The sequence below is a fragment of the Pseudomonas sp. Pse35 genome (assembly GCF_024519715.1).
Taxonomy (GTDB): domain Bacteria; phylum Pseudomonadota; class Gammaproteobacteria; order Pseudomonadales; family Pseudomonadaceae; genus Aquipseudomonas; species Aquipseudomonas paracarnis.
The window spans coordinates 37,200-58,448 of record NZ_JALJRP010000014.1; the positions used below are offsets into that span (position 1 = coordinate 37,200).

The 21,249-nt window shown below is 60.5% G+C and carries 20 protein-coding genes; 12 read left to right on the top strand and 8 right to left on the bottom strand.

From position 1 onward, the window contains the following. Positions 1-28: 28 nt before the first annotated feature. From OC445_RS14075 to OC445_RS14115, 9 genes are all read left to right on the top strand, one after another. Positions 29-1,024: an HOASN domain-containing protein gene (locus OC445_RS14075; protein ID WP_054898538.1), complete on the top strand. Its 996-nt coding sequence runs from the start codon at positions 29-31 to the stop codon at positions 1,022-1,024. A gap of 39 nt (positions 1,025-1,063) precedes the next feature. Continuing rightward, positions 1,064-2,050, top strand: a complete 987-nt coding sequence (locus OC445_RS14080) for an HOASN domain-containing protein (RefSeq protein WP_060764836.1) — start codon at positions 1,064-1,066, stop codon at positions 2,048-2,050. Positions 2,051-2,079: 29 nt separating this feature from the next. After that, entirely contained in the window at positions 2,080-3,513 is a 1,434-nt protein-coding gene (purB, locus tag OC445_RS14085) for an adenylosuccinate lyase (protein ID WP_054897489.1), read from the top strand. Beyond that, a complete protein-coding gene (locus tag OC445_RS14090) occupies positions 3,513-4,961 on the top strand; it encodes an adenylosuccinate lyase family protein (protein ID WP_054897490.1) in 1,449 nt (482 codons plus the stop codon). Before purB ends, OC445_RS14090 begins: the two co-directional genes overlap by 1 nt. A 38-nt stretch (positions 4,962-4,999) precedes the next feature. Beyond that, complete coding sequence (locus tag OC445_RS14095; RefSeq protein WP_014718237.1) at positions 5,000-6,073, top strand: class I SAM-dependent methyltransferase; 1,074 nt, start codon at positions 5,000-5,002, stop codon at positions 6,071-6,073. Between the two features lie 110 nt (positions 6,074-6,183). Next, entirely contained in the window at positions 6,184-6,513 is a 330-nt protein-coding gene (locus OC445_RS14100; RefSeq protein ID WP_003191756.1) for a hypothetical protein, read from the top strand. A gap of 97 nt (positions 6,514-6,610) precedes the next feature. Then, entirely contained in the window at positions 6,611-7,057 is a 447-nt protein-coding gene (locus tag OC445_RS14105; protein ID WP_034126087.1) for a GNAT family N-acetyltransferase, read from the top strand. A gap of 4 nt (positions 7,058-7,061) precedes the next feature. Beyond that, on the top strand, positions 7,062-7,322 hold the full coding sequence (locus tag OC445_RS14110) for a hypothetical protein (RefSeq protein ID WP_032900704.1): 261 nt from the start codon (positions 7,062-7,064) through the stop codon (positions 7,320-7,322). 401 nt (positions 7,323-7,723) lie between these two features. Next, on the top strand, positions 7,724-7,972 hold the full coding sequence (locus tag OC445_RS14115) for a DUF1652 domain-containing protein (protein ID WP_003191753.1): 249 nt from the start codon (positions 7,724-7,726) through the stop codon (positions 7,970-7,972). Between the two features lie 15 nt (positions 7,973-7,987). Here the strand turns inward: OC445_RS14115 and OC445_RS14120 are convergent, their stop codons facing one another. Then, positions 7,988-8,350 carry an NUDIX hydrolase gene (locus OC445_RS14120; protein ID WP_054897491.1) on the bottom strand — a complete coding sequence of 121 codons (363 nt, stop codon included), beginning with the start codon at positions 8,348-8,350 and terminating at the stop codon, positions 7,988-7,990. Positions 8,351-8,476: 126 nt separating this feature from the next. Between OC445_RS14120 and OC445_RS14125 the strand changes: the two genes are divergently transcribed. The 3 genes from OC445_RS14125 (at position 8,477) to OC445_RS14135 (ending at position 11,309) form a co-directional block, all read left to right on the top strand. Then, positions 8,477-9,454 (top strand): Gfo/Idh/MocA family protein, encoded by a 978-nt coding sequence (locus OC445_RS14125; RefSeq protein WP_054897492.1) that lies wholly within the window; start codon positions 8,477-8,479, stop codon positions 9,452-9,454. Positions 9,455-9,499: 45 nt separating this feature from the next. Further along, positions 9,500-10,129, top strand: coding sequence for a ribonuclease T2 family protein (locus OC445_RS14130; RefSeq protein WP_034126082.1), 630 nt, complete (start codon positions 9,500-9,502; stop codon positions 10,127-10,129). A gap of 592 nt (positions 10,130-10,721) precedes the next feature. Next, a complete protein-coding gene (locus tag OC445_RS14135) occupies positions 10,722-11,309 on the top strand; it encodes a LysE family translocator (protein ID WP_054897493.1) in 588 nt (195 codons plus the stop codon). Here the strand turns inward: OC445_RS14135 and OC445_RS14140 are convergent. The 7 genes from OC445_RS14140 to OC445_RS14170 all read right to left on the bottom strand — a co-directional run bounded on the left by OC445_RS14140 (position 11,251) and on the right by OC445_RS14170 (position 21,173). Further along, positions 11,251-12,144: an AraC family transcriptional regulator gene (locus tag OC445_RS14140; protein ID WP_034126080.1), complete on the bottom strand. Its 894-nt coding sequence runs from the start codon at positions 12,142-12,144 to the stop codon at positions 11,251-11,253. The genes OC445_RS14135 and OC445_RS14140 overlap by 59 nt on opposite strands. Positions 12,145-12,179: 35 nt before the next feature. Continuing rightward, on the bottom strand, positions 12,180-13,781 hold the full coding sequence (locus tag OC445_RS14145; protein ID WP_014718252.1) for an ABC transporter ATP-binding protein: 1,602 nt from the start codon (positions 13,779-13,781) through the stop codon (positions 12,180-12,182). Position 13,782: 1 nt separating this feature from the next. Further along, the gene (locus OC445_RS14150; protein ID WP_003190688.1) at positions 13,783-14,802 is read right to left on the bottom strand and encodes an ABC transporter permease; all 1,020 of its coding nucleotides are present in this window, start codon (positions 14,800-14,802) and stop codon (positions 13,783-13,785) included. Between the two features lies 1 nt (position 14,803). Then, the gene (locus OC445_RS14155) at positions 14,804-15,877 is read right to left on the bottom strand and encodes a microcin C ABC transporter permease YejB (RefSeq protein WP_034126078.1); all 1,074 of its coding nucleotides are present in this window, start codon (positions 15,875-15,877) and stop codon (positions 14,804-14,806) included. Next, positions 15,878-17,710, bottom strand: coding sequence for an extracellular solute-binding protein (locus OC445_RS14160; protein WP_198791226.1), 1,833 nt, complete (start codon positions 17,708-17,710; stop codon positions 15,878-15,880). Further along, positions 17,707-19,536 (bottom strand): extracellular solute-binding protein, encoded by a 1,830-nt coding sequence (locus OC445_RS14165; RefSeq protein ID WP_198791225.1) that lies wholly within the window; start codon positions 19,534-19,536, stop codon positions 17,707-17,709. Before OC445_RS14165 ends, OC445_RS14160 begins: the two co-directional genes overlap by 4 nt. 236 nt (positions 19,537-19,772) lie before the next feature. Next, entirely contained in the window at positions 19,773-21,173 is a 1,401-nt protein-coding gene (locus tag OC445_RS14170; RefSeq protein WP_003190692.1) for a transglycosylase SLT domain-containing protein, read from the bottom strand. Positions 21,174-21,249: the final 76 nt, after the last annotated feature.

The following is a 21,249-nucleotide window of genomic DNA, read 5'->3' on the forward strand; positions in this document are numbered from 1 at the left end:
CCACAAAAACAAGATTCAGGGGTTATCAATGGATACTGCTACCCTGCAACAACGCTCGGATTCCGATCTGTTCACCACCGCCTCGCGGCTGATGACGAATGCCTTGGAACCCGGCGCCAACTACACCCAGGTCATCCGCGCGCTGGAAGCGCTGCTCGCACTGACTCGGCAAGGCCTGGCGGGAGACGCTGGCGCCTACGCGCACTACCAGTCAGCCCTGCTGCAACTTCACATTCCAGGTGACCCGCGCACCGAGCCGACCCGGCGCTGGATGGCCAGCGAGGTCTACCGCGTCGAAGATGAGTTCGCCGCCGACGTGCCGGGCTTCACCGCGTTGCCGGTGGAGGAGTTCCGTCAACAGGTCGACGCTGAAATCGCCGCACGCAGCCGGGTCAACCACCCGATGTCGGTACACCTGTTCCAAGGTACGCCGCCGGTGCAGGATGTGCGCTTCTTCCTGGAGCATCACTGGACCCGTTCCTACAACTTCTACAGCCTGCTGGCCGAACTGGCTTTTCGCTTCGAAGCCATCGAGGACGCCTCGGTGTTTTACCGCAACCTGTACGGCGAAGCAGGGGCTGAGACACCGGAGCGTTCGCACCCGGCGATGCTCGCCCATCTGATGGAGTATTTCGATATTCCGCTGGCCATCGACTTTCCCGCGCTGCATCCGCTGGAAAAGGCCTACCTGAATAATCGTATTCGCTGTGTGCGCCACACGGATGTCGCCTGGGGCCTTGCGCTGCTGTATGCGGTGGAGTCTGTCAGTTGCGTCAACCATCGGCGCATCTACGAGCTGTTGCAGCGCCTCGACGTTCCAGAGCAGCCCAGCGAATTCCACCGTTTGCATGGCACCCAGGATGAGATCGACACCGAGGAAATGTGGGCACTGATTGCCAAGTTCGCCAGCGAGGAGGGCTTTCAGCGCACGTTCATGCGCGCACTCAAGCGCCACTTCGAAATCAACAAAGCCTACTTCGACAGCCTGTGGCAGCAGATGCAGGCCCAACGCCTGTCTGCCTGAACGACCTGCGATCCGAAAACAAAAATAATGGAGCACATGATGAGCCCACGTAATTTTTCCCTGCCGCAATTGCAGAATATTCACACGGCCGAAGCCCGTCTGTTGGCGGAAGCCTTGAAGCCGGACGCGACGTTCAATCGCATCGAAATTGCTGCCAATATGCTGCGCGCCCTGTGCGAGACCGGCCAACGTGGCGACGCCGCGAATGCAGCGCAGTGCCAGCAATTGCTGTACATCCTGTCGCTGAGCGATGACGTGGCCACCGCCTCGACCCGGCGCTGGCTGGCCAATGCCGTCTATAGCGTACAAGAGCGTTTCATGCCGTCAGCCGACCTGGCATCCCCCTTGTCCGAGGCCGGTTTCCAGCAACGCCTGGAAGAGCAGATTGCCGCGCAGTCGCGGGAAAACCATCCGATGTCGCAGTATGTGTTTGAAGGCAAAGCCTCTCGCGAGCAACTGCAGGTGTTTTTGCGTCACCAGTGGTTCCGCACGTACCGCCTGTACCGGGATGCCGCCGACCTGCTGGTCAACCTGACCGACGTGGACGAAGCGGCCGCCCTGGCGCGTTATCTCTACGGCGAGTTGGGCGAAGAAGACGAGCGGCGCTCCCACCCCCGCCTGTTAGCCAAGCTGCTTGCCGCCGTGGGCCTGAATGCCGATTTCGAGGCGCTCTCGACGATGCCCGAGGAAATCGCCTACCTCAACAACCGCGCACGCTGTTTCCGCAACCCCGATGTCGGCTGGGGCCTGGCGGTGTTCTACATCACCGAACTGGTGGTGCCGGGCAACCACGGCAAGCTGTACAACGCCCTGCGCAACGCGGGCTTGAGCCAGGATGACGCGGAGTACTACGAAGTGCATATCAGCCTGGTGCCGCCGCGGGCCAAGCGTGAATGGGCGCTGATCTCACGGCGTATTCCGGACCTCGGGTTTCAGAATGCGTTCCTGACGTCTTTGGCCGAGCACTTCCGGCTGGAGCGGGCTTATTACGATGCAGTCTGGGAAGAAGTACAACGCGTGAAGTAGCCCTCCCTGGACAACCCGAGTAACCCGACATGCCAAGTCATATCACTGAATCCCGTATCCACGGGGGCGCTTACTCGTCCCCGGAATTTGCTGCGATCTTCTCTGATGCCAATCAGGTGCAGAAGTGGCTCGATGTTGAAACAGCGCTGGCGGCGACCCAGGCGCAGATGGGCCTCATCCCCCACGAGGCCGCCCGGGAGATTGCCCGGGTAGCCAGCGTGGAACTGCTGGACCTCGACGCGTTGGGGCGCGAAGGCCTGGAAACCGGGCACATCCTGGTGCCGACCCTGCGCGCATTGCAGGGGTTATGCGCCGATGGGCTGGGCGAATACGTGCATTACGGCGTGACCACCCAGGACATCCTCGACACCGGGCTGATCCTGCAAATCCGCGATGCCTGGGGCCTGGTGGTGCAGCGTTTGCGCGGGATCCGTGGGCATCTGCTCACGCTCGCCCTGCGCCATAAGCACACGCCGATGGTCGCCAGGACCCATGGTCAACACGCTTTGCCCACCACGTTTGGCTACAAGGTGGCGGTGTGGGTCGATGAGCTTGATCGACACCTTGAACGCTTTGAAGAAGCCTACGCCCGGGTGATGGTCGGCAACCTGACCGGCGCCGTGGGCACCCTGGCCGGGCTTGGCCCGCAGGGTTTGGAAGTGCAGCGCCGTACCCTGGAAAGCCTCGGCCTGTCGGCACCGTTGAGCAGTTGGCACAGCGCCCGCGACCGCATCCTGGAAGCCGCGTGGTTGCTGGTGCAGGCGTCGGCGACGTTGGGCCGTGTCGCCAATGAGATCTACCACCTGCAGCGCACCGAGATCGACGAAGTGCGCGAGGGGCGGCGAGCCGGGCAAGTGGGAAGTAGCACCATGCCCCACAAGCAAAACCCATCGACGGTGGACCTGATCAGCGCGCTGTCGCGGCTGGTGCGCGCGCAGATGGTTGCGCTGACCGACGCCGCTTTCCAGATGCACGAGCGTGACGGCACCACTTGGCGCATCGAATGGGCGGCCTTACCCGAGCTGTTCATTTACGCCGGTGCGTTGCTCGCTCGTATGGAAGGCTTGCTGCAGGCTGGGCTGCAGGTGCGTGAAGCGCGCATGCGCAGCAACCTGGACTTGCTGGGCGGGCTGATCCTGTCGGAGCGCGTGATGCTTGCGCTGGCGCCTCGGTGTGGCAAGCAGACGGCCCATCATCTGGTGCACGACATCGCCCTGCAGGCCCAGGACGCGGGCGTTTGCTTTCGCGATGCGCTGCTTGGCGACCCTCGGCTGCGCGGTTGTTTCAGCGCGCAAACGCTCGACGACTTGCTTGACCCGACAGCCTACACAGGGCTGGCGGCCGAGATGGTCGATCTGGTGGCAACTAAAGCAAGACCTCGCGCTTCAGGCGATGGCGCTGAGGCGGTGATGGCAACCCAAGGCAATACCAGTCAGTCCCTGTACGCTACGGAGGGTATGTGATGGATGCGCAAACATTGGAAGTGACAGCCCGTGCGTCTTGCACCGCACGTTCGGACCACCCGGGCTTTGATCATGACGGCGAGCAATGCCGCCACGAACACAGCCACATCCTCGATTCGAAAACCCACGGTTCGGGTTATGCCGGCCCGCAGAGCCGCAAGATCTTCTGCAGTCATTGTCGCCTGCAACGTTGGCTGGACGTGGAAGCTGCGCTGGCCATGGCCCAGGCCGATGTCAACATCATCCCGCGCGAGGCGGCCCTGGAGATCGAAAAGGCCGCGTTGCTATCGGGCATCAATGTGCGCCAACTGGCCGAGGGCGTGGCTGCCACTGGGCATTCGCTGATGCCATTGCTGAGCGCCCTGCAAAAAAATTGTAGCCCCAGTGCCCGTGAATACGTGCATTACGGCGCTACCACCCAAGACATCCAGGACACCGCCCAATCCCTGGAGATGCGCGATGTGCTTGATGCGATGGATCAGGCCCTGGAGACTTTGCTGGGCAAGTTGTCGACCCTGGCCGATGCGCACCGTGACTCGCTGATGGTCGCCAGGACCCACTCGATTCCCGCTTTGCCGACCACCTTCGGGCTGAAGGTCGCCGGCTGGATCGATGAGCTGTTGCGCCACCGGCAGCGCTTGGCCGAAGCCCGCCAGCGTGTACTGGTGGTGCAACTGTTCGGCGGGGTCGGCACCATGGCGGCGTTCGGCCCGGACGCCATGCCGATGCTGGATCGTTTTGCCCAGCGCTTGTCGCTGCAAGTGCCCCTGACGGGCTGGCATGTGTCCCGTGACCGCGTTGCGGAGTTCGTCAGCACCCTGGCCATGGTCACCGCCTCGTTGGCCCGCGTAGCCGATGAAATCCGTACGCTCAATCGTTGGGAAATCGCTGAAGTGGAAGTGGGCTGGAGCGACCAGCAGATCGGCAGCAGCACCATGCCGCACAAACGCAACCCCGAAGGCTGCGAGCAGGTGGTGGTGTTGGCACGGCTGGCCAAGGCCCAGGTCATGCTCGCGCTGGACGCGATGATTCTTGAGCATGAGCGCGATTACCGCGGTACGCGGTTGGAGTGGTGCGCGGTCGCGGACGTTTCCCACTATGCACTGATGGCGCTCTCGATTCTGACCGAGACCATCGATGGGCTCACCGTGAATGTGCAGAAAATGGAATGCACCGCCCAGGCCTATGGCGATGCCATCTGCACCGAAGCGGTGGTGTTCGAAATGGCGCGCAAGCTGGGCAAGAGCAGCGCCTACCAGATCATCTTCGAAGTGTCCCAGGCCAGCCAGCGCAATCACGTGTCGATCCGCGAGGCAATCGAGGCCGATGCGCGGGTGCTTGCGGTCATGAATGACGGCGCCCTGGCCCGGCTGTTCGAGCCCCGTACTCACTTGGGCATGTCCGAACGCATCGTTGACAACGTGCTGGCCAAACTCGCCGGCCACTGATCCCTTAACAGATTTGCATATTCATCAAGGAGCGACAGATGTCCAACGTTATGGAAGTTGATAAAGCCAAGGTCCAGCAATTTTCGGCGCGCATCATGGAGGATTACGGCAACACGCTGCGCGGCGCCATGCTCTACATCGGCGACCAGCTCGGTTTGTTCAAGGCTTTGGCCGACGGCCAGGCGGTGACCCTGGAAGAGTTGGCGCACAAGACCGGCTACAACGCACGTTACTTGCGCGAATGGCTGGGCAGCATGGCCACCGGCAATTATGTGACCTACGACGCGCAAACCCGCCGTTACCAAATGCCCGCCGAGTTTGTGCCGGTGCTGGCCGATGAAGATTCGCCGTATTTTGCCGGTGGCATTATCCAGCTGAGCGTGCCGTTCGTGAGCATGGCGCCCAAGGTCATCGAGGCCTTCCGCCATGGTGGTGGTTGCGCTGAAGAGGCGTTCCCGCTGGAAACCTGGAAAGGCATGGAGCGCATGACCATGCCCTGGTACAAGCACTACCTGGTCCAGCACTGGATTCCATCCCTGGACGGCGTCGAAGAGAAGCTCAAGACCGGCGGCAGTGTGCTGGATTTCGGCTGCGGTGCGGGCCTTGCAGCGATCACCATGGCCAAGGCCTACCCCGAGGCGCGCATTGTCGGCTGCGATTTCCACCTGCCTTCCATCGAGTTGGCGCGGGCCAACGCCGAGGCGGCTGGTGTGGGTGACCGGGTGCAATTCGAGGTGAACGACTCCGATGCCTTGCGCGGCCAGCAATTCGACTTCGTGACCACCTTTGTGGTGATCCACGATGCCACCGACCCTCAGCAGATGCTCAAGGATTTGCGCGCCGCCACGGCCGAAGACGGTACCTACCTGATGGTGGAGCTCAACCTGTCCGAGGAACTGCACGAGAACATGAACCTGTTCGGGCGCGTCATGTACCCGCAGAGCACCCTCTATTGCATGACCTGTTCGCTGTCCCACGGTGGGGCAGGGCTGGGGGCGTTCATGGGCGAGAAGCGTGCCCGCCAGATGGCTGAGGCAGCCGGGTTCAGCCGCTTTCGTAAAGTGCCTTCGCAGTGGCCACCGATGCCGGCGCTGTTCGAACTCAAGCCTTGATAGGAAGCATCCGCGAGTCGCTTTGCGCAGTAAGGCAATTTAATGGCCCCTTTGTAACAAAATCCTCGCCAAAATCACTTTTATTTTCAGGTGGTTAGGTGAGGATGCAAATGCGCTCTGTGGGAATGATGCTGATTGCCTGCTCCCTGGCCGGCGGCGCGACTGTCGCGCAGGCCAGGGAATTGCGCGAGGGTGACAAGTACATGTGCAGCTGGGGCGCAGGCACGGCCGCCAGGGCCCAGGAACTCAAGTTATCCGGCGTTTCGCTATACGCGGCCCGGCAGAAGATCCAGACCCTCAAGTTCAGCAAGTCGTGGATGCGCATGATGGCCATGGGCATCACCGAGCAGACCTATGACAGCCGCTCAAGGCTCAAGCCCGAGGCGATTCGTCAAAGCTTTTACCAGGATTGCCTGCGCTACAAGGTCGCGCGCAAGTAATCCGTAGCCCCGCACCAGCCGTGGGGCCTTTACAAATCCACGACAAACCCCGTGTGAGTATTTGCATACAATTGCGCACTTCTTGATGGAGGCGGGTATGCAAGTGCTGATTCGAACGGCGACACCTGATGACGTCGACACGCTGTGCGCGATTCGCACCTCGGTGGTGCAAAACCACCTGAGCCTTGAACAGATGGCTGGCCTGGGGATTACCCCGCAGGTATTGAGCGATACGTTGCGCGCAGCACCTTGCGGCTGGATCGCGGAAGTGGACGGCCAGGCGGCGGGGTTTTCCATGGTCGACCTGGATGAAGGTGAAGTGTTCGCAATGTTCGTGCTGCCATCGCACGAGAAGCTTGGGCTGGGCCGTCAACTGATGGCGGTGGCCGAGGCGGCCCTGTTTGAGCACCACGACACGCTCTACCTGGTGACTGATGGGCGTGATGAAATCCGGGCCAATGGGTTCTATCAGCGCCTGGGCTGGTCCGTCGTGGGCCCGGTCGATGGTGATGACGTTCGTTATGAAAAGAGCAGGGCGCCATAAGGCCATGAATGCCCCAGAGCCTCCATCGTCCAACGGCTTGCGCTACCTCGCGGTGGGTGTGCTGGGCATCGCCGTGCTGCTGGGGTTCTATTTCATTCAACTCAACGCCAAGGTCGACCGCCAGCGCGAAGAGGCGGCTGAACGCCTGACGCTGTGTCGTCATCTGGAGGCCGTGGTGGGCGCCACTGCTTCCAGTCGTGAGGCCCTTCAAGAAACATGCAAGCAGTTAAGTGAACAGTTACTTGAAAGCGCTACGCCCGATTAATAACCATTTTTTATACAGGGGCTTACTGTCGTTACTTGCACCAAAAAGTAGCACGACTACTGCCTTCTACCTTAAAAAATATGTGGTTATTGAATGACTTACGACGCTTTCAATCCGACGAAAGGATTAAAATAATCTTGTTACATGTTTTTACAATCGCTACTATAGCCGGGCGTTCACCTCCCACGGTTTATGCATTTTTAAATCCCAAGTTTCCATCAGCTACTTGGGATTTTTTTTGCCCGCGATTTAATCTCGGCCTGTCGTTCATGGCCGGTGACGCCCTACTAAAGTGAGGGCTGGCTAACACTTTTGCATTAATTGTCCGGCGGCCGGCAAAACCTTATCTATGCTGCTTGCATCACCTCAATCGGGTAGAACCCAGGGACGGGGGGCTGATCATGATTTCCATCACCGAATTCAACCGCATCATGGCCTCAGGCTTCCTGCCGCTTGCGTGTGAGTGCTGCCTCAATAGTGACGGCTCGCTGCGCATCAGCGTGTTCGAGCCTGCGTCCGGTCGTGTCGACTTGCTGCTGACCCGCGTATCACCCGAAGGCCTGGACAGCATCCGTGCCATCTCTAACCTGATTGGTGAGTTGCGTACCGAGATAAAGGCCGGGCGCCGTGGGTTTGCTGCGGTAGGTTAAGGGCCGTCCAGCGCGTCAGAGGCGCCGCAGGAAGGATTTGACGATGTGGCGGGTAGTGTCTGTGGTATCCAGCTCGTCCACGGCGCTGTAGGCGTACCACTGGCAATCGACAATCTCATTGCACGGCCGCGCCTCGTCGATATTGACCACCGAGGCCTCGAACACATGGTGGACGGTGTCGCGGGCCTTGAGCTCCTGCAGGTACAGTAAGCCGTCCACGTTTAAACCGGTTTCTTCTTCCAGCTCGCGTTCCGCCGCGCCTACCGGGCGCTCGTGCGCTTCTACTTTCCCGCCGGGCAATGCCCATTTTGATCTGGCCTTGCGTACGAAGAGGATGTGCCCCTCACGTTCGCAAATGACGGTCGCCCTAATTTTCATCGAATGTGCCCCCGCGCCGGATGAATGTCATAAAAGTGTAATGCAATTGTCATGCTAAGTGGTTATGGCGCGCCAGGGCCGGTATGTGGATACTGCCCGATTGACGAATACGACCGAGGACATTAGATGAAGACCATACGCTGGGGCATGATCGGCTGTGGCAGTGTTACTGAATTGAAGAGTGGACCGGCTTTCTATAAAGCGCCAGGTTCGGCATTGGTCGCCGTGATGGGGCGGCGTGCCGAGGCGGTGCGCGATTATGCGGCGCGCCATGGCATTGCCCGTTGCTATACCGATGCCCAGGCCTTGATCGATGACCCCGAGGTGGATGCGGTCTACATTGCCACTCCGCCCGACAGTCACCTTGAGTACGCCCTGAGAGTGGCCGCGGCGGGCAAACATTGTTGCGTCGAAAAGCCGATGTCGCTGAATGCTGAACAGAGCGCGTTGATGCAGCGCACATTCGAGCGCGCCGGGCTGCACCTGTTTGTCTCCTACTACCGGCGTTCTTTGCCGCGCTTCCAGCAAGTGCGCACATGGCTGCACGAAGGCCGCATCGGTGAGTTGCGCCACCTGACCTGGACCTTGTGCAAACCCGCTGCCGTAACAGACTCCGACGCCACCAATTGGCGCACCGATCCGGCCATTGCCGGTGGCGGTTACTTTGCCGACCTGGCGAGCCATGGGTTCGACCTGTTCCAGTACCTGGCCGGGGACATCGTCGAGGTCTCAGGCTTTTCGGCGCGACAGGCTGGGCGCTACGCGGCAGAAGATGCCGTGACGGCCTGCTGGACATTTGCCAGCGGTGCATTGGGCATGGGCTGCTGGAATTTTGTGGCGGACCGACGCGAAGACCGAGTCGAACTGATCGGCAGTCGCGGTCGTATTCAGTTTTCGGTGTTCGAGGACCAGCCGCTGCGTCTTGAAGGCGAGACCACCGAGGTGTTGGACGTGCCGTGTCACACCCATATTCAATGGCACCACGTCCTGAACATGAACGCGCATATTCGTGGCGAGGCCGAGCATCCGTCGCTGGGCATCGAAGCGCTGAAGACCGATATCATCCTGGACAAGGTGTTACACCGTTACTCCCAGCATCCCTAGGCGTGGCGATAGCGTAAGGCTTTACTTTTTTAAAGGAATACCGGGATGAAATACTGGATGGTGGTGTGGCTGCTGATGGCCACCGCGGCAACGGCGGCGCCACGCAGCCAAGGGCAGGCGGGTGAGTTTGATTTCTATGTGCTATCGCTCTCGTGGTCACCCACGTTTTGCCTCACGCACCCAGGCAACGAGCAATGCTCAGGTAAAGGCTACGGCTTTGTGCTGCATGGTTTGTGGCCGCAATACGCGCGGGGAGGGTGGCCGGCGTCTTGTACACCGCAGACGCGCTTGAGCGAGGCAGAAATGGACAAGGGCGCGGCGCTGTTTCCCACCCGCACGCTGCTCAAGCATGAGTGGGCCAAGCATGGCACCTGCAGTGGGCTGGAGCCGTTGGAGTATCTGGAGAAGACCGATGTGGCGCTCGGTGCGGTTGCCATTCCGCAGCAACTGCAGCCGTTCAATACGCCGCCGTCATTGCAGGCCAACGAGATCGAGGCGCTGTTTCGCGAGAGCAACCCACGTATGGGCAACCACGGTATGGCGGTGATCTGCAAGGGCAAGGTGCTGTCGGAAGTGCGGGTGTGCCTGACCAAGGATCTCGCGTTTGCCGGTTGCCCGCGCAGTGTGAAGAGCCAGTGTCGGGGGGGCGATATTCGTATTCCCACCCAGCGCTGAGAAGTGCCCTGGATCCCACTATGAAAGCTGGCTTGTTGGGTCGCCGTATCGCTGCGATGGCGGCGTGCCAGCCGATAGCTATCTACCTGACGCCCCCGCGATCCAACTGTGGGAGCTGGCTTGCCTGCGAAGACGGCCTCACAGTCGACACCGTAATACCGAGTACCTATCCATTCCTGCGGTAACGGCTACTTAGGGTTCCGCCCTGACGGCGTCTCACTTTTGAAAAGCCGGAATGCCGGCCCAGACAAAAGTAAGCAAAACGCTCTTGCCCCACCACGTTACCCACGAATTCAAGCCTGCGTTCGGCCAGCGTGGTTTAACGGTGCGCCTGAGATCAAGATCACAAGCAGATCAAGATCAAGAGCGGCTGGCTCGCTTCGCATCGTGGTTACCTGTGGGCGGCACATTCGCATCTCTGTCGATTGAACGGCCGCCATCGCAGGCAAGCCAGCTCCCACAGTTGATCGCGGGGGCACTAATCAGATCGGCGTCCGTTTCTGAAGTACCCAGGGGCATTTTCTTCAATACCCTCGTGTCCCTGCGCGGTACCGTGATCTAAACCTCGTTTGGGATCACAAAAGGAACTGCAATGAGCTTGATTCTCTCCATGGCCGCCTTTGCCCTGGCCACGTCCATCACGCCGGGACCGGTGAATGTGGTCGCTTTAAGTTCTGGCGCACGTTTTGGTTTCGTCGCCAGCCAGAAACATGTCTTCGGCGCCGCCGTGGGTTTTACCTTGTTGTTGGTGTTGATCGGCCTGGGTTTGCATGAAGTATTGGTGCGCTGGCCGATCCTGATTCAATTGATCCGCTGGGGCGGCGTGGCGTTCTTGTTGTATATGGCTTGGAAGCTGGCCGTGGATGATGGCCGGCTGGACGCTGACGGTGCGCACACAGCGCCGTCGATGCTGTATGGCGCGATCATGCAGTGGCTCAACCCGAAAGCCTGGCTGGCGTGTGTGGCAGGCATGGGGTTGTTCGTGGCCGATGGCGATGCGGCGCAGGTGTGGTTGTTTGCCGCGCTTTACCTGGTGATCTGCTACCTGTCGGTGGCGTGCTGGGCGTATGCGGGGACTTTTTTACGCCGCTACTTGAACAATCCCAAAGGTGTGCGCCTGTTCAACCGCTCAATGGCCGCGTTGCTGGTGGCCAGTGTGGGTTATTTGCTGATGGCTTGAGGTTCTCGCGGTATTGCCCCGGCGTGGCCGCGAAGTGTTGTTTGAAGGTGCGCTGGAAGTGTGCCTGGTCGGCAAAGCCCGCGGCCAGGGCGACGTCGGCAATCAGTGCGCCATTGCGCAGTTGGCTGCGGGCGAACTGGATGCGTCGGTTGACCATGAAGGCGTGGGGCGTCAAGCCGTAATAGTGCTTGAATGCGCGGATCAGATAAGACGGCGACAGTTCGGCGGCCTGGCAGATGTCTTCGAGTTTCAAGGCCTGCGTGCAGTGGGCGCGGATGTAGTCGGCGGCGCGTTCCAGTTTGTGGTTGACCTCGCGTACCGGCGTCAGCGAAGGGTTCAGGCGCTGTTGCACCTCGGTGAAGTAACTCACTAGCGCGCTCTGTTTTTGCAGCAGTTCGGCCTGTTCATCCACTAGCGTGCGGTACAGGTCGAGCAAGCCGTGGTACAGCCCGGTGTCGCGAGTATGGGGTGTGTCGAATGGCCGGTAGCCCTGGTCGGTACTGAACCCCAACTGGTATTGCAGGTCGGTCAGCCACGGCGTGTCGAGGTACAGCATGTGGTAGGACCAGGGCTGGTCATGGATGGGGTTGCACGCATGCACATCGCCGGGGTTCATCAGCACCACGGTGCCGGCGCTGATTTCGAAGGTGTGCGCGCCGTAGTGGTAATAGCTGCAGCCCGTGGTGATCGCGCCGATGGAAAAATGCTCATGGGCGTGTCGGGTATAGGTGACCTTGCGCCCGTCGGCGATGCTGCGGGCTTCGATGAACGGCAGGCGTTCGTCGCGCCAGAAGCGCGGCGTGTCTGCGGGACGGGTGATCGGGCTGAGCGACATGGCGTTATTTCTCCTGCATTCTCACCCGCGTTACCTCAGGCCGGTACCAGAAAAGCGGCCTTGAGCAACTGCCGGGTATAGGCATGTTGCGGGTCGGCAAAAATAGCCTGGGCATCGCCTTGCTCCACCACCTGGCCTTGCTTGACCACCATCAATTGGTGACTCAGCGCCTTCACCACCGCCAGGTCATGGCTGATAAACAGGTAGGTCAGGTTGTACTTGGCCTGCAAGCCGCGCAGCAACTCTACCACCTGGCGTTGTACCGTGCGGTCCAGGGCCGAGGTGGGTTCGTCCAGCAGGATCAGGCGCGGCTTGAGCACCAGCGCTCGGGCGATAGCGATGCGTTGGCGCTGGCCGCCGGAGAATTCATGGGGGTAGCGATGCCGGGATTCGGGGTCCAGGCCCACTTCCTTGAGCGCCGCGATAATCGCCGCTTCCTGTTCGGCGGGCGTGCCCATCTTGTGGATACGCAGGCCTTCGCCAACGATCTCGCTGACGCACATGCGCGGGCTCAGGCTGCCGAACGGGTCCTGGAACACCACCTGCATTTCCCGGCGCAACGGGCGCACCTGCTGTTGGCTGAGGCGGTCCAGTTGCTGGCCTTCGAAGCGAATCCCGCCCTGGCTGCCGATCAGGCGCAAAATTGCCAGGCCCAGGGTGGACTTGCCCGAGCCACTTTCGCCAACGATGCCCAGGGTTTGGCCCTGGGGCAGGCTGAAGTTGATGCCGTCCACAGCCTTGACGTAATCGACGGTATTGCGCAAAAAGCCTTTCTTGATCGGAAACCAGACTTTCAGGTCGTCCACTTCCAGCAGCGGAGGGCCGACATCATTGTTGGCTGGCCCACCACTGGGCTCCGCCGCGAGCAATTCCTGGGTGTAGGGATGCTGGGGCGACTGGAACAGTGTCTCGCAATCGGCCTGTTCAACGATGCAACCTTGCTGCATCACACACACACGGTGGGCGATGCGCCGTACCAGGTTGAGGTCGTGGCTGATCAGCAGCAGCGCCATGCCCAGCCGCGCCTGCAGCTCCTTGAGCAATTCCAGGATCTTCAACTGCACGGTGACATCCAGCGCCGTGGTCGGCTCGTCGGCAATCAACAACTCCGGCTCGTTGGCCAGAGCCATGGCGATCATCACTCGCTGGCGCTGGCCGCCGGACAGCTCGTGAGGCAACGCCTTGAGGCGTTTGTGTGGCTCGGGGATACCCACCAGCTCCAGCAATTCCAACGTGCGCTGGGTGGCGACCTTGCCGGTCAGGCCCTTGTGCAGGCCGAGCACCTCGTTGATCTGTTTTTCGATGGAGTGCAGCGGGTTCAACGAGGTCATCGGCTCCTGGAAGATCATCGCAATACGATTGCCGCGTATATGCCGCAGGGTCTTCTCTTTGAGCGTCAGCAGGTCTTGCCCTGAATACTCGATAGTGCCCGACGGATGCCTGGCCAACGGGTAGGGCAGCAGGCGCAGGATCGAATGGGCGGTGACCGATTTGCCCGAACCGCTTTCACCCACCAGCGCCAGAGTTTCGCCGCGCTTGATGTCGAAGCTGACGTGGTTGACCACCCGGTGGTGATGCTCGCCGGTGACGAATTCGACACTGAGGTCGCGGATTTCGATCAGATTGTCCGGATTCATCTCATTTCCTCGGGTCGAACGCATCGCGAGCGGACTCGCCGATAAACACCAACAAGCTCAACATGATCGCCAGCACCGCGAAGGCACTCATGCCCAGCCACGGCGCTTGCAGGTTGGACTTGCCCTGGGCCACCAGCTCACCCAGCGACGGCGAACCTGCCGGCAGCCCGAAGCCGAGAAAGTCCAGGGCGGTGAGGGTGCCAATGGCGCCGGTGAGGATGAAGGGCAGGAAGGTCATGGTCGAGACCATCGCATTGGGCAGGATGTGACGGAACATGATCGCGCCGTTCTGCATGCCCAGCGCCCGCGCCGCGCGTACGTATTCCAGGTTACGACCGCGCAGGAACTCGGCGCGCACCACATCCACCAGGCTCATCCAGGAAAACAGCAGCATGATCCCCAGCAGCCACCAGAAGTTGGGTTGCACGAAGCTGGCCAGGATGATCAGCAGGTAGAGCACCGGCAAGCCGGACCAGATCTCCAGGAAACGTTGCCCGGCCAGGTCGACCCAACCGCCATAAAAGCCCTGCAAGGCGCCGGCAATCACGCCGATGATCGAGCTGAGTATGGTCAGGGTCAGGGCAAAGAGCACCGACACGCGAAAGCCGTAGATCACCCGCGCGAGCACATCGCGCCCCTGGTCATCGGTGCCCAGCAGGTTGACCGAGGACGGCGGCGCCGGGGCCGGGACTTTCAGGTCGTAATTGATGCTCTGGTAGCTGAACGGAATCGGTGCCCACAAGGTCCAGGCATCCTTGGCTTTCAGCAGCTCCTGGATGTACGGGCTCTTGTAGTTGGCTTCCAGCGGGAATTCACCGCCGAAGGTAGTCTCCGGGTAGCGCTTGAGCGCCGGGAAGTACCAGCCACCGTCGAAATGCACTGCCAGGGGCTTGTCGTTGGCGATCAACTCGGCGCCCAGGCTCAGCACGAACAGCACCAGGAACAGCCACAGCGACCACCAGCCACGCTTGTTGGCCTTGAACCGCTCGAACCGGCGGCGATTGAGGGGGGACAGGTTCATCTCAATGCTCCCGGCTGGCAAAGTCGATACGTGGATCGACCAGGGTGTAGGTGAGGTCGCCGATCAGTTTCACGATCAGCCCCAGCAGGGTGAAGATAAACAGCGTGCCGAACACCACCGGGTAGTCACGGTTGATCGCCGCTTCAAAGCTCATCAGGCCCAGGCCGTCGAGGGAGAAGATCACCTCCACCAGCAACGAGCCGGTAAAGAAGATGCCAATGAAGGCCGAAGGGAAACCGGCGATCACCAGCAGCATGGCGTTGCGGAACACGTGGCCATACAGCACGCGGCGGTTGGTCAGGCCCTTGGCCTTGGCGGTGACCACGTACTGCTTGTTGATCTCGTCGAGAAAGCTGTTCTTGGTCAGCAGGGTCATGGTCGCAAAGTTGCCGATCACCAGGGCGGTGACGGGCAGCGCCAGGTGCCAGAAGTAATCGAGGATCTTGCCGCCCCAGCTCAACTCCTCGAAGTTGTTGGAGGTGAGCCCGCGCAAGGGGAACCAGTCGAAATAACTGCCACCGGCAAACACCACGATCAGCAGAATCGCAAACAGGAACGCCGGTATCGCGTAGCCGACGATGATCGCCGAGCTGGTCCACACATCGAAATGGCTGCCGTGGCGCGTGGCCTTGGCGATCCCCAGGGGGATGGACACCAGGTACATGATCAGGGTGCTCCACAACCCGAGGGAAATGGACACCGGCATCTTTTCCTTGATCAGGTCGATGACCTTGGCGTCCCGGAAAAAGCTGTCACCGAAGTCCAGCTGGGCGTAGTTCTTGACCATGATCCACAAGCGTTCCGGCGCCGACTTGTCGAAGCCGTACATCTTTTCGATTTCCTTGATCAGCGCCGGGTCCAGTCCCTGAGCGCCACGGTAGCTGGAACCGGCCACCGCGACTTCGGCGCCGCCGCCAGCAATGCGGCTGGTGGCGCCGTCGAAGCCTTCGAGCTTGGCGATCATCTGCTCCACCGGGCCGCCGGGAGCGGCCTGGATGATGACAAAGTTGATCAACAAGATCCCGAACAGCGTGGGAATGATCAGCAACAGGCGGCGAACAATATAGGCCAGCATTTAATCGCCTCCGCTCGCCGCATCGGCGCGTGTGTCCAGGGGGACGGCAGGTGTGGCGTCGGGTTTGCTCCACCAGGTCGCGGTGCCGACGTCGTAGCGTGGCGAGACCTTGGGGTGGCCCAGGTGGTCCCAGTACGCGACGCGAAAGGTCTTGATGTGCCAGTTGGGAATCACGTAGTAACCAAACTGCAGCACACGATCCAGCGCCCTGGCGTGGGCGATCAGGCTTTGGCGCGAACCGGCGTCGATCAGCTCTTCCACCAACTGGTCGACCGCGGGGTCCTTGAGGCCCATGTAGTTGCGGCTGCCGGGCTTGTCGGCGCTGGAGGATTTCCAGAACTCGCGCTGCTCGTTACCCGGCGAGGTGGATTGCGGGAAGCTGCCCACCAGCATGTCGAAGTCGCGCGAGCGCAGGCGGTTGACGAACTGCGAGACGTCCACGCGACGAATCACCAGGTCGATGCCCAGGTCTGCCAGGTTGCGCTTGAACGGCAGCAGGATGCGCTCGAACTCGGTCTGGGCCAGCAAAAACTCTATGGTCACTGGCTTGCCGGTGCTGTCGACCATTTTGTCGTCAACAATCTTCCAGCCCGCTTCCTGCAGCAGTTGGTAGGCCTCGCGTTGCTGTGTGCGGATCATGCCGCTGCCGTCGGTGTGGGACGGTTCGAATGCCTGGGTGAAGACTTCGCCAGGGATCTTGTCGCGCAGCGGCTCGAGAATCGCCAGCTCGTCCGGACCGGGTAGGCCGGTGGCGGCCATTTCCGAGTTTTCGAAATAGCTGCGGGTACGGGTGTAGGCACCGTTGAACAGTTGCTTGTTGCTCCACTCGAAATCCAGCAGCAGGCTGATGGCCTTGCGCACCCGCACGTCCTGGAACATCGGCTTGCGCATGTTGAACACAAAACCCTGCATGCCGGTGGGGTTGCCGTTGGGGATTTCTTCCTTGATCAATCGGCCTTCTTTCACCGCTGGAATGTTGTAGGCATTGGCCCAGTTCTTGGCGCTGAACTCCAGCCAGTAGTCGAACTGCCCGGCCTTCAAGGCTTCCAGGGAGACAGTGCTGTCGCGGTAGTAATCGGTGATGCGGGTATCGAAGTTGTAGAAGCCCTTATTGACCGGCAGGTCCTTGGCCCAATAATCCTTGACCCGCTCGTAGCGAATCATGCGGCCCGGCTTGACCTCGGTCACCTGGTAAGGCCCGCTGCCCAAGGGGATTTCCAGGTTGCCCTTGGAAAAATCCCGGCTGGCCCACCAGTGTTTGGGCAGTACTGGCAGCTGCCCAAGGATCAACGGCAACTCGCGGTTGTTGGTGCGCTTGAACTTGAACAGCACGCGCAACGGGTCTTCGGCCACGACTTCATCGACGTCGGCGTAGTAGTTGCGGTACAGCGGGTTGCCTTCCTTGATCAGGGTCTGGAAGGTAAACACTACGTCTTCGGCGCGTATCGGGTGGCCGTCATGGAAGCGCGCTTCGGGGCGCAGATAGAAGCGCACCCAGCTGTTGTCCGGGGCTTTTTCGATCTTGCCGGCCACCAGGCCGTATTCGGTGATGGGTTCGTCCAGGCTTTGCATGGCCAGGGTGTCGTAGATCAGTGGCAGGTTGTCTGCCGGTACGCCCTTGCTGATATAGGGGTTGAGGCTGTCGAAGCCGCCCATGGCCGATTCGCGGAAGGTGCCGCCCTTGGGGGCGTCGGGGTTTACATAGTCAAAATGCTTGAAGTCGGCGGGGTACTTGGGGGGCTCGTTGTAGAGAGTCAGCGCATGCTGAGGCGCGGCGTGCGCCGCGGTGCACAGCAACAGGCTGGCGAGCAGGGTAGTACGCAAGGACATCATTGGGCTTTCTCCGAAGCTTTCAGCCACCATGCGCTCAGGCCCAGGCTGTAGGGCGGCGTGGTGACGAAGGCGAACCGGTTGCGGTACGCCAGGCGATGATAGTTGAGGTACCAGTTGGGAATGCTGTAGTGCTGCCACAGCAGCACCCGGTCCAGGGCGCGGCCGGCAGCCAGTTGTTCTTCGCGGGTCTGCGCCGCCAGCAGTTGGTCCAGCAGGTGGTCGACCACCGGGTTGGCGATACCGGCGTAATTCTTGCTGCCTTTGATTGCGGCCTGGCTGGAGTGGAAGTACTGCCACTGCTCAAGGCCGGGGCTCAAGGTCTGGTTGAGAGTCATCAAAATCATGTCGAAATCGAATTGATCGAGGCGCTGTTTGTACTGTGCGCGGTCAACGGTACGCAAGCGGGCGTCGATGCCGATGCGGGTCAGATTTTCGACATAGGGTTGCAGGATGCGCTCGAGGTTCGGGTTGACCAGCAGGATTTCCAGGCGCAGCGGTTGCCCGTCCTTATCCAGCAGGCGCTGCCCTGACAGTTTCCAGCCGGCCTCGCTGAGCAGGGCCAGGGCCTGGCGCAGGGTTTCGCGAGGGATGCCGCGACCATCGGTGTGCGGCAGGCTGAACGGTTGGGTAAACAGCGCAGCCGGCAGTTGGTCGCGGTAGGGCGAGAGCATCAACCACTCATGGCCCACGGGCAGGCCGGTGGCCGAGAATTCACTGTTGGGGTAATAGCTCACCGAACGCTTGTAGGCGCTGCTGAACAGCGTGCGGTTGGTCCATTCAAAATCGAACATCAACCCCAGGGCTTCACGCACTTTGGCCTGGCTGAATGCCGGTCGCCGGGTATTCATGAACAGGCCCTGGCTCTGGGTGGGGATCTGATGGACGATCTGCGCCTTGATCACATCGCCGCGGTTGACCGCCGGGAAGTTGTAGCCGGTGGCCCAGTTCTTGGCCTGATGCTCGATATAAATGTCGAATTCACCGGCCTTGAAGGCTTCAAAGGCCACGTCGCTGTCGCGATAGAACTCCACTTCGACCTTGTCGTAGTTATAGAAACCCTGGTTGACCGGCAGGTCTTTGCCCCAGTAATCCTTGACCCGTTCAAACACCAGTTGCCGCCCAGGCGCAACCTTGGTGATGCGGTAAGGCCCACTGCCCAGGGGCGGCTCGAAGGTGGTGGCCTTGAAGTCACGGTTTTTCCAATAGTGCTGGGGCAGCACCGGCAACTCGCCCAGGCGCAGGATCAGCAAGGGGTTGCCGGCGCGCTTGAACACAAAGCGGATACGGTGAGGGTTGAGGATATCGACCCGGGCCACTTCCTGCAGGTTGGTGCGGTACTGCGGGTGGCCTTCGGTCAGCAGGGTGCGATAGGAAAACGCCACGTCAGCGGCGGTGATCGGCTTGCCGTCGTGAAAGCGTGCTTCGGGGCGCAGGTTGAACACCACCCAACTGCGGTCTTCGCTGTATTCCACCGATTGGGCAATCAGGCCATAGCTTGAGGTGGGTTCATCGCCCGACGGCGCGTATTGCCCGGTGCCCACCATCAAGGGTTCATTGAGCTCGTTGACGCCGTACTGCAGGAAGTTTGCGGTGGAAACCGGGCTTGAACCTTTGAAGGTGTAGGGGTTGAGCGTATCGAAGGTGCCAAATGCCATCACCCGCAATGTCCCGCCTTTGGGCGCTGCAGGGTTTACCCAATCGTAATGGGTGAATTTGGCCGGGTACTTGAGTGTGCCGAACTGCGCATAACCGTGGCTTTCGGTGATCGTCGCGTTCGCCGCAAAGCTCAAGGCCAGACTTATTAGTAGAAGGAGGGGACGCTTCAAGTCAGAGATCCGATCCAGGCGGCTTGGGCTTTATGATCGGTACAGTAACAGCTTGTTCCGGTTGGAAAAAGGCTGTCGGGAAGGCCATTTTGCGGACTGCAAGCTATTGGACGGTGTGAAGGTCAAATGTGGGAGCTGGCTTGCCTGCGATAGCATCACTGCGGTCTGACTGATAGACCGAGGTGCCTGCATCGCAGGCAAGCCAGCTCCCACACAAGCCAGCTCTCCCCGAGGTATTAGCGCGGCCCGGAAACCACCAGCATCTGCCCTGGTTTCAATGCCTGGCCGGTGCGCGGGTTCCAACGCTTGAGATGTTGCATCTCGACGTTGAAGCGCTTGGCCACCATGTACAGCGAGTCACCTTTCTTGACCTTGTACTGCACCGGTTTTTTCGCCGCGACTTTACGCGTGTCCTGCATCACCAGGGTCTGGCCGACCTTGAGGGCCTGGCCGTTGAGCTTGTTCCAGCGCTGCAGGTCATGCACATCGACCTTGTTGGCCTTGGCGATCAGCGTGAGGTTGTCGCCACTGCGTACCTTGTAGCTGCGGGTACGCCCTGCGACCGCCTTGGTCTCGACTTCGTCGAATACCGGCTTCTTGGGGCGCATGCTCAGCAATTCTTCCGGCTTCATCGTCGAAAGGGTGCTGGTCAGCAGTTGGGCCTTGGAGGTCGGCACCAGCAGATGCTGGGGGCCGTCCAGGGTGGTGCGTTGTTTCAAGGCCGGGTTGAGCTGAAACAGTTCGTCTTCGTCGATCTCGGCCAGCGCGGCAACCCGTGACAGGTCCATGCTTTGCTTGACTTCAACGACCTCGAAGTACGGCGTGTTGGCAATCGGGTTCAGGTTGACGCCGTAGGCTTCGGGCGCCAGTACCACCTGGGACAAGGCCAGGAACTTGGGCACATAGTCCTTGGTTTCCTGGGGCAGGGGCAGGTTCCAGTAGTCGGTGGGCAGGCCGAGCTTTTCGTTGCGCTCGATCGCCCGGCTGACGGTGCCTTCGCCGGCGTTATAGGCCGCCAGGGCCAGCAGCCAGTCGCCGTTGAACATGTCATGCAGACGCGTCAGATAGTCCAGGGCGGCGGTGGTGGAGGCGGTGATGTCGCGGCGGCCATCGTAGGCGCGGGTCTGGCGCAGGTTGAAGTAGCGCCCGGTGGAGGGAATGAACTGCCACAAGCCCACCGCATCGCTGCGCGAATAGGCCATCGGGTTGTAGGCACTTTCAATCACTGGCAGCAGCGCCAGTTCCAGAGGCATGTTGCGTTCTTCAAGGCGTTCGACGATGTAATGAATGTAGAGGCTGCCGCGTTCGCCGGCATTCTCCAGAAAGGAGGGGTTGCTGGCGAACCACAGGCGCTGTTGCTCGATGCGCGGGTTGACGCCGACACCGTCCTGCAATTGAAAGCCCCGACGCATGCGTTCCCAGACGTCCTGGGGTACTTCGGGGCTGGGCTTCTCTGATAGCCAAATAGGTTTTTGCTTGATCTTGGCAGCAAGATTCGGTTTGGGTTGCACGGTGGATTGTGCAGCGTAATGAGTCGATTGGCAGCCCGCCAGAGTTGCGGAAACGGCCACCGCCACGGCTTGAGCCAGGCGGGTCAATGCGTCTGAAGAAATGGATTTACGAATAGATGACGACATTGGCTGGAAGTAAGTTCCGGGCAAAAATGTCGGGCGATTCTAGAAAGCGCTTTGGTTCCGGTCAACCATTCAGAAA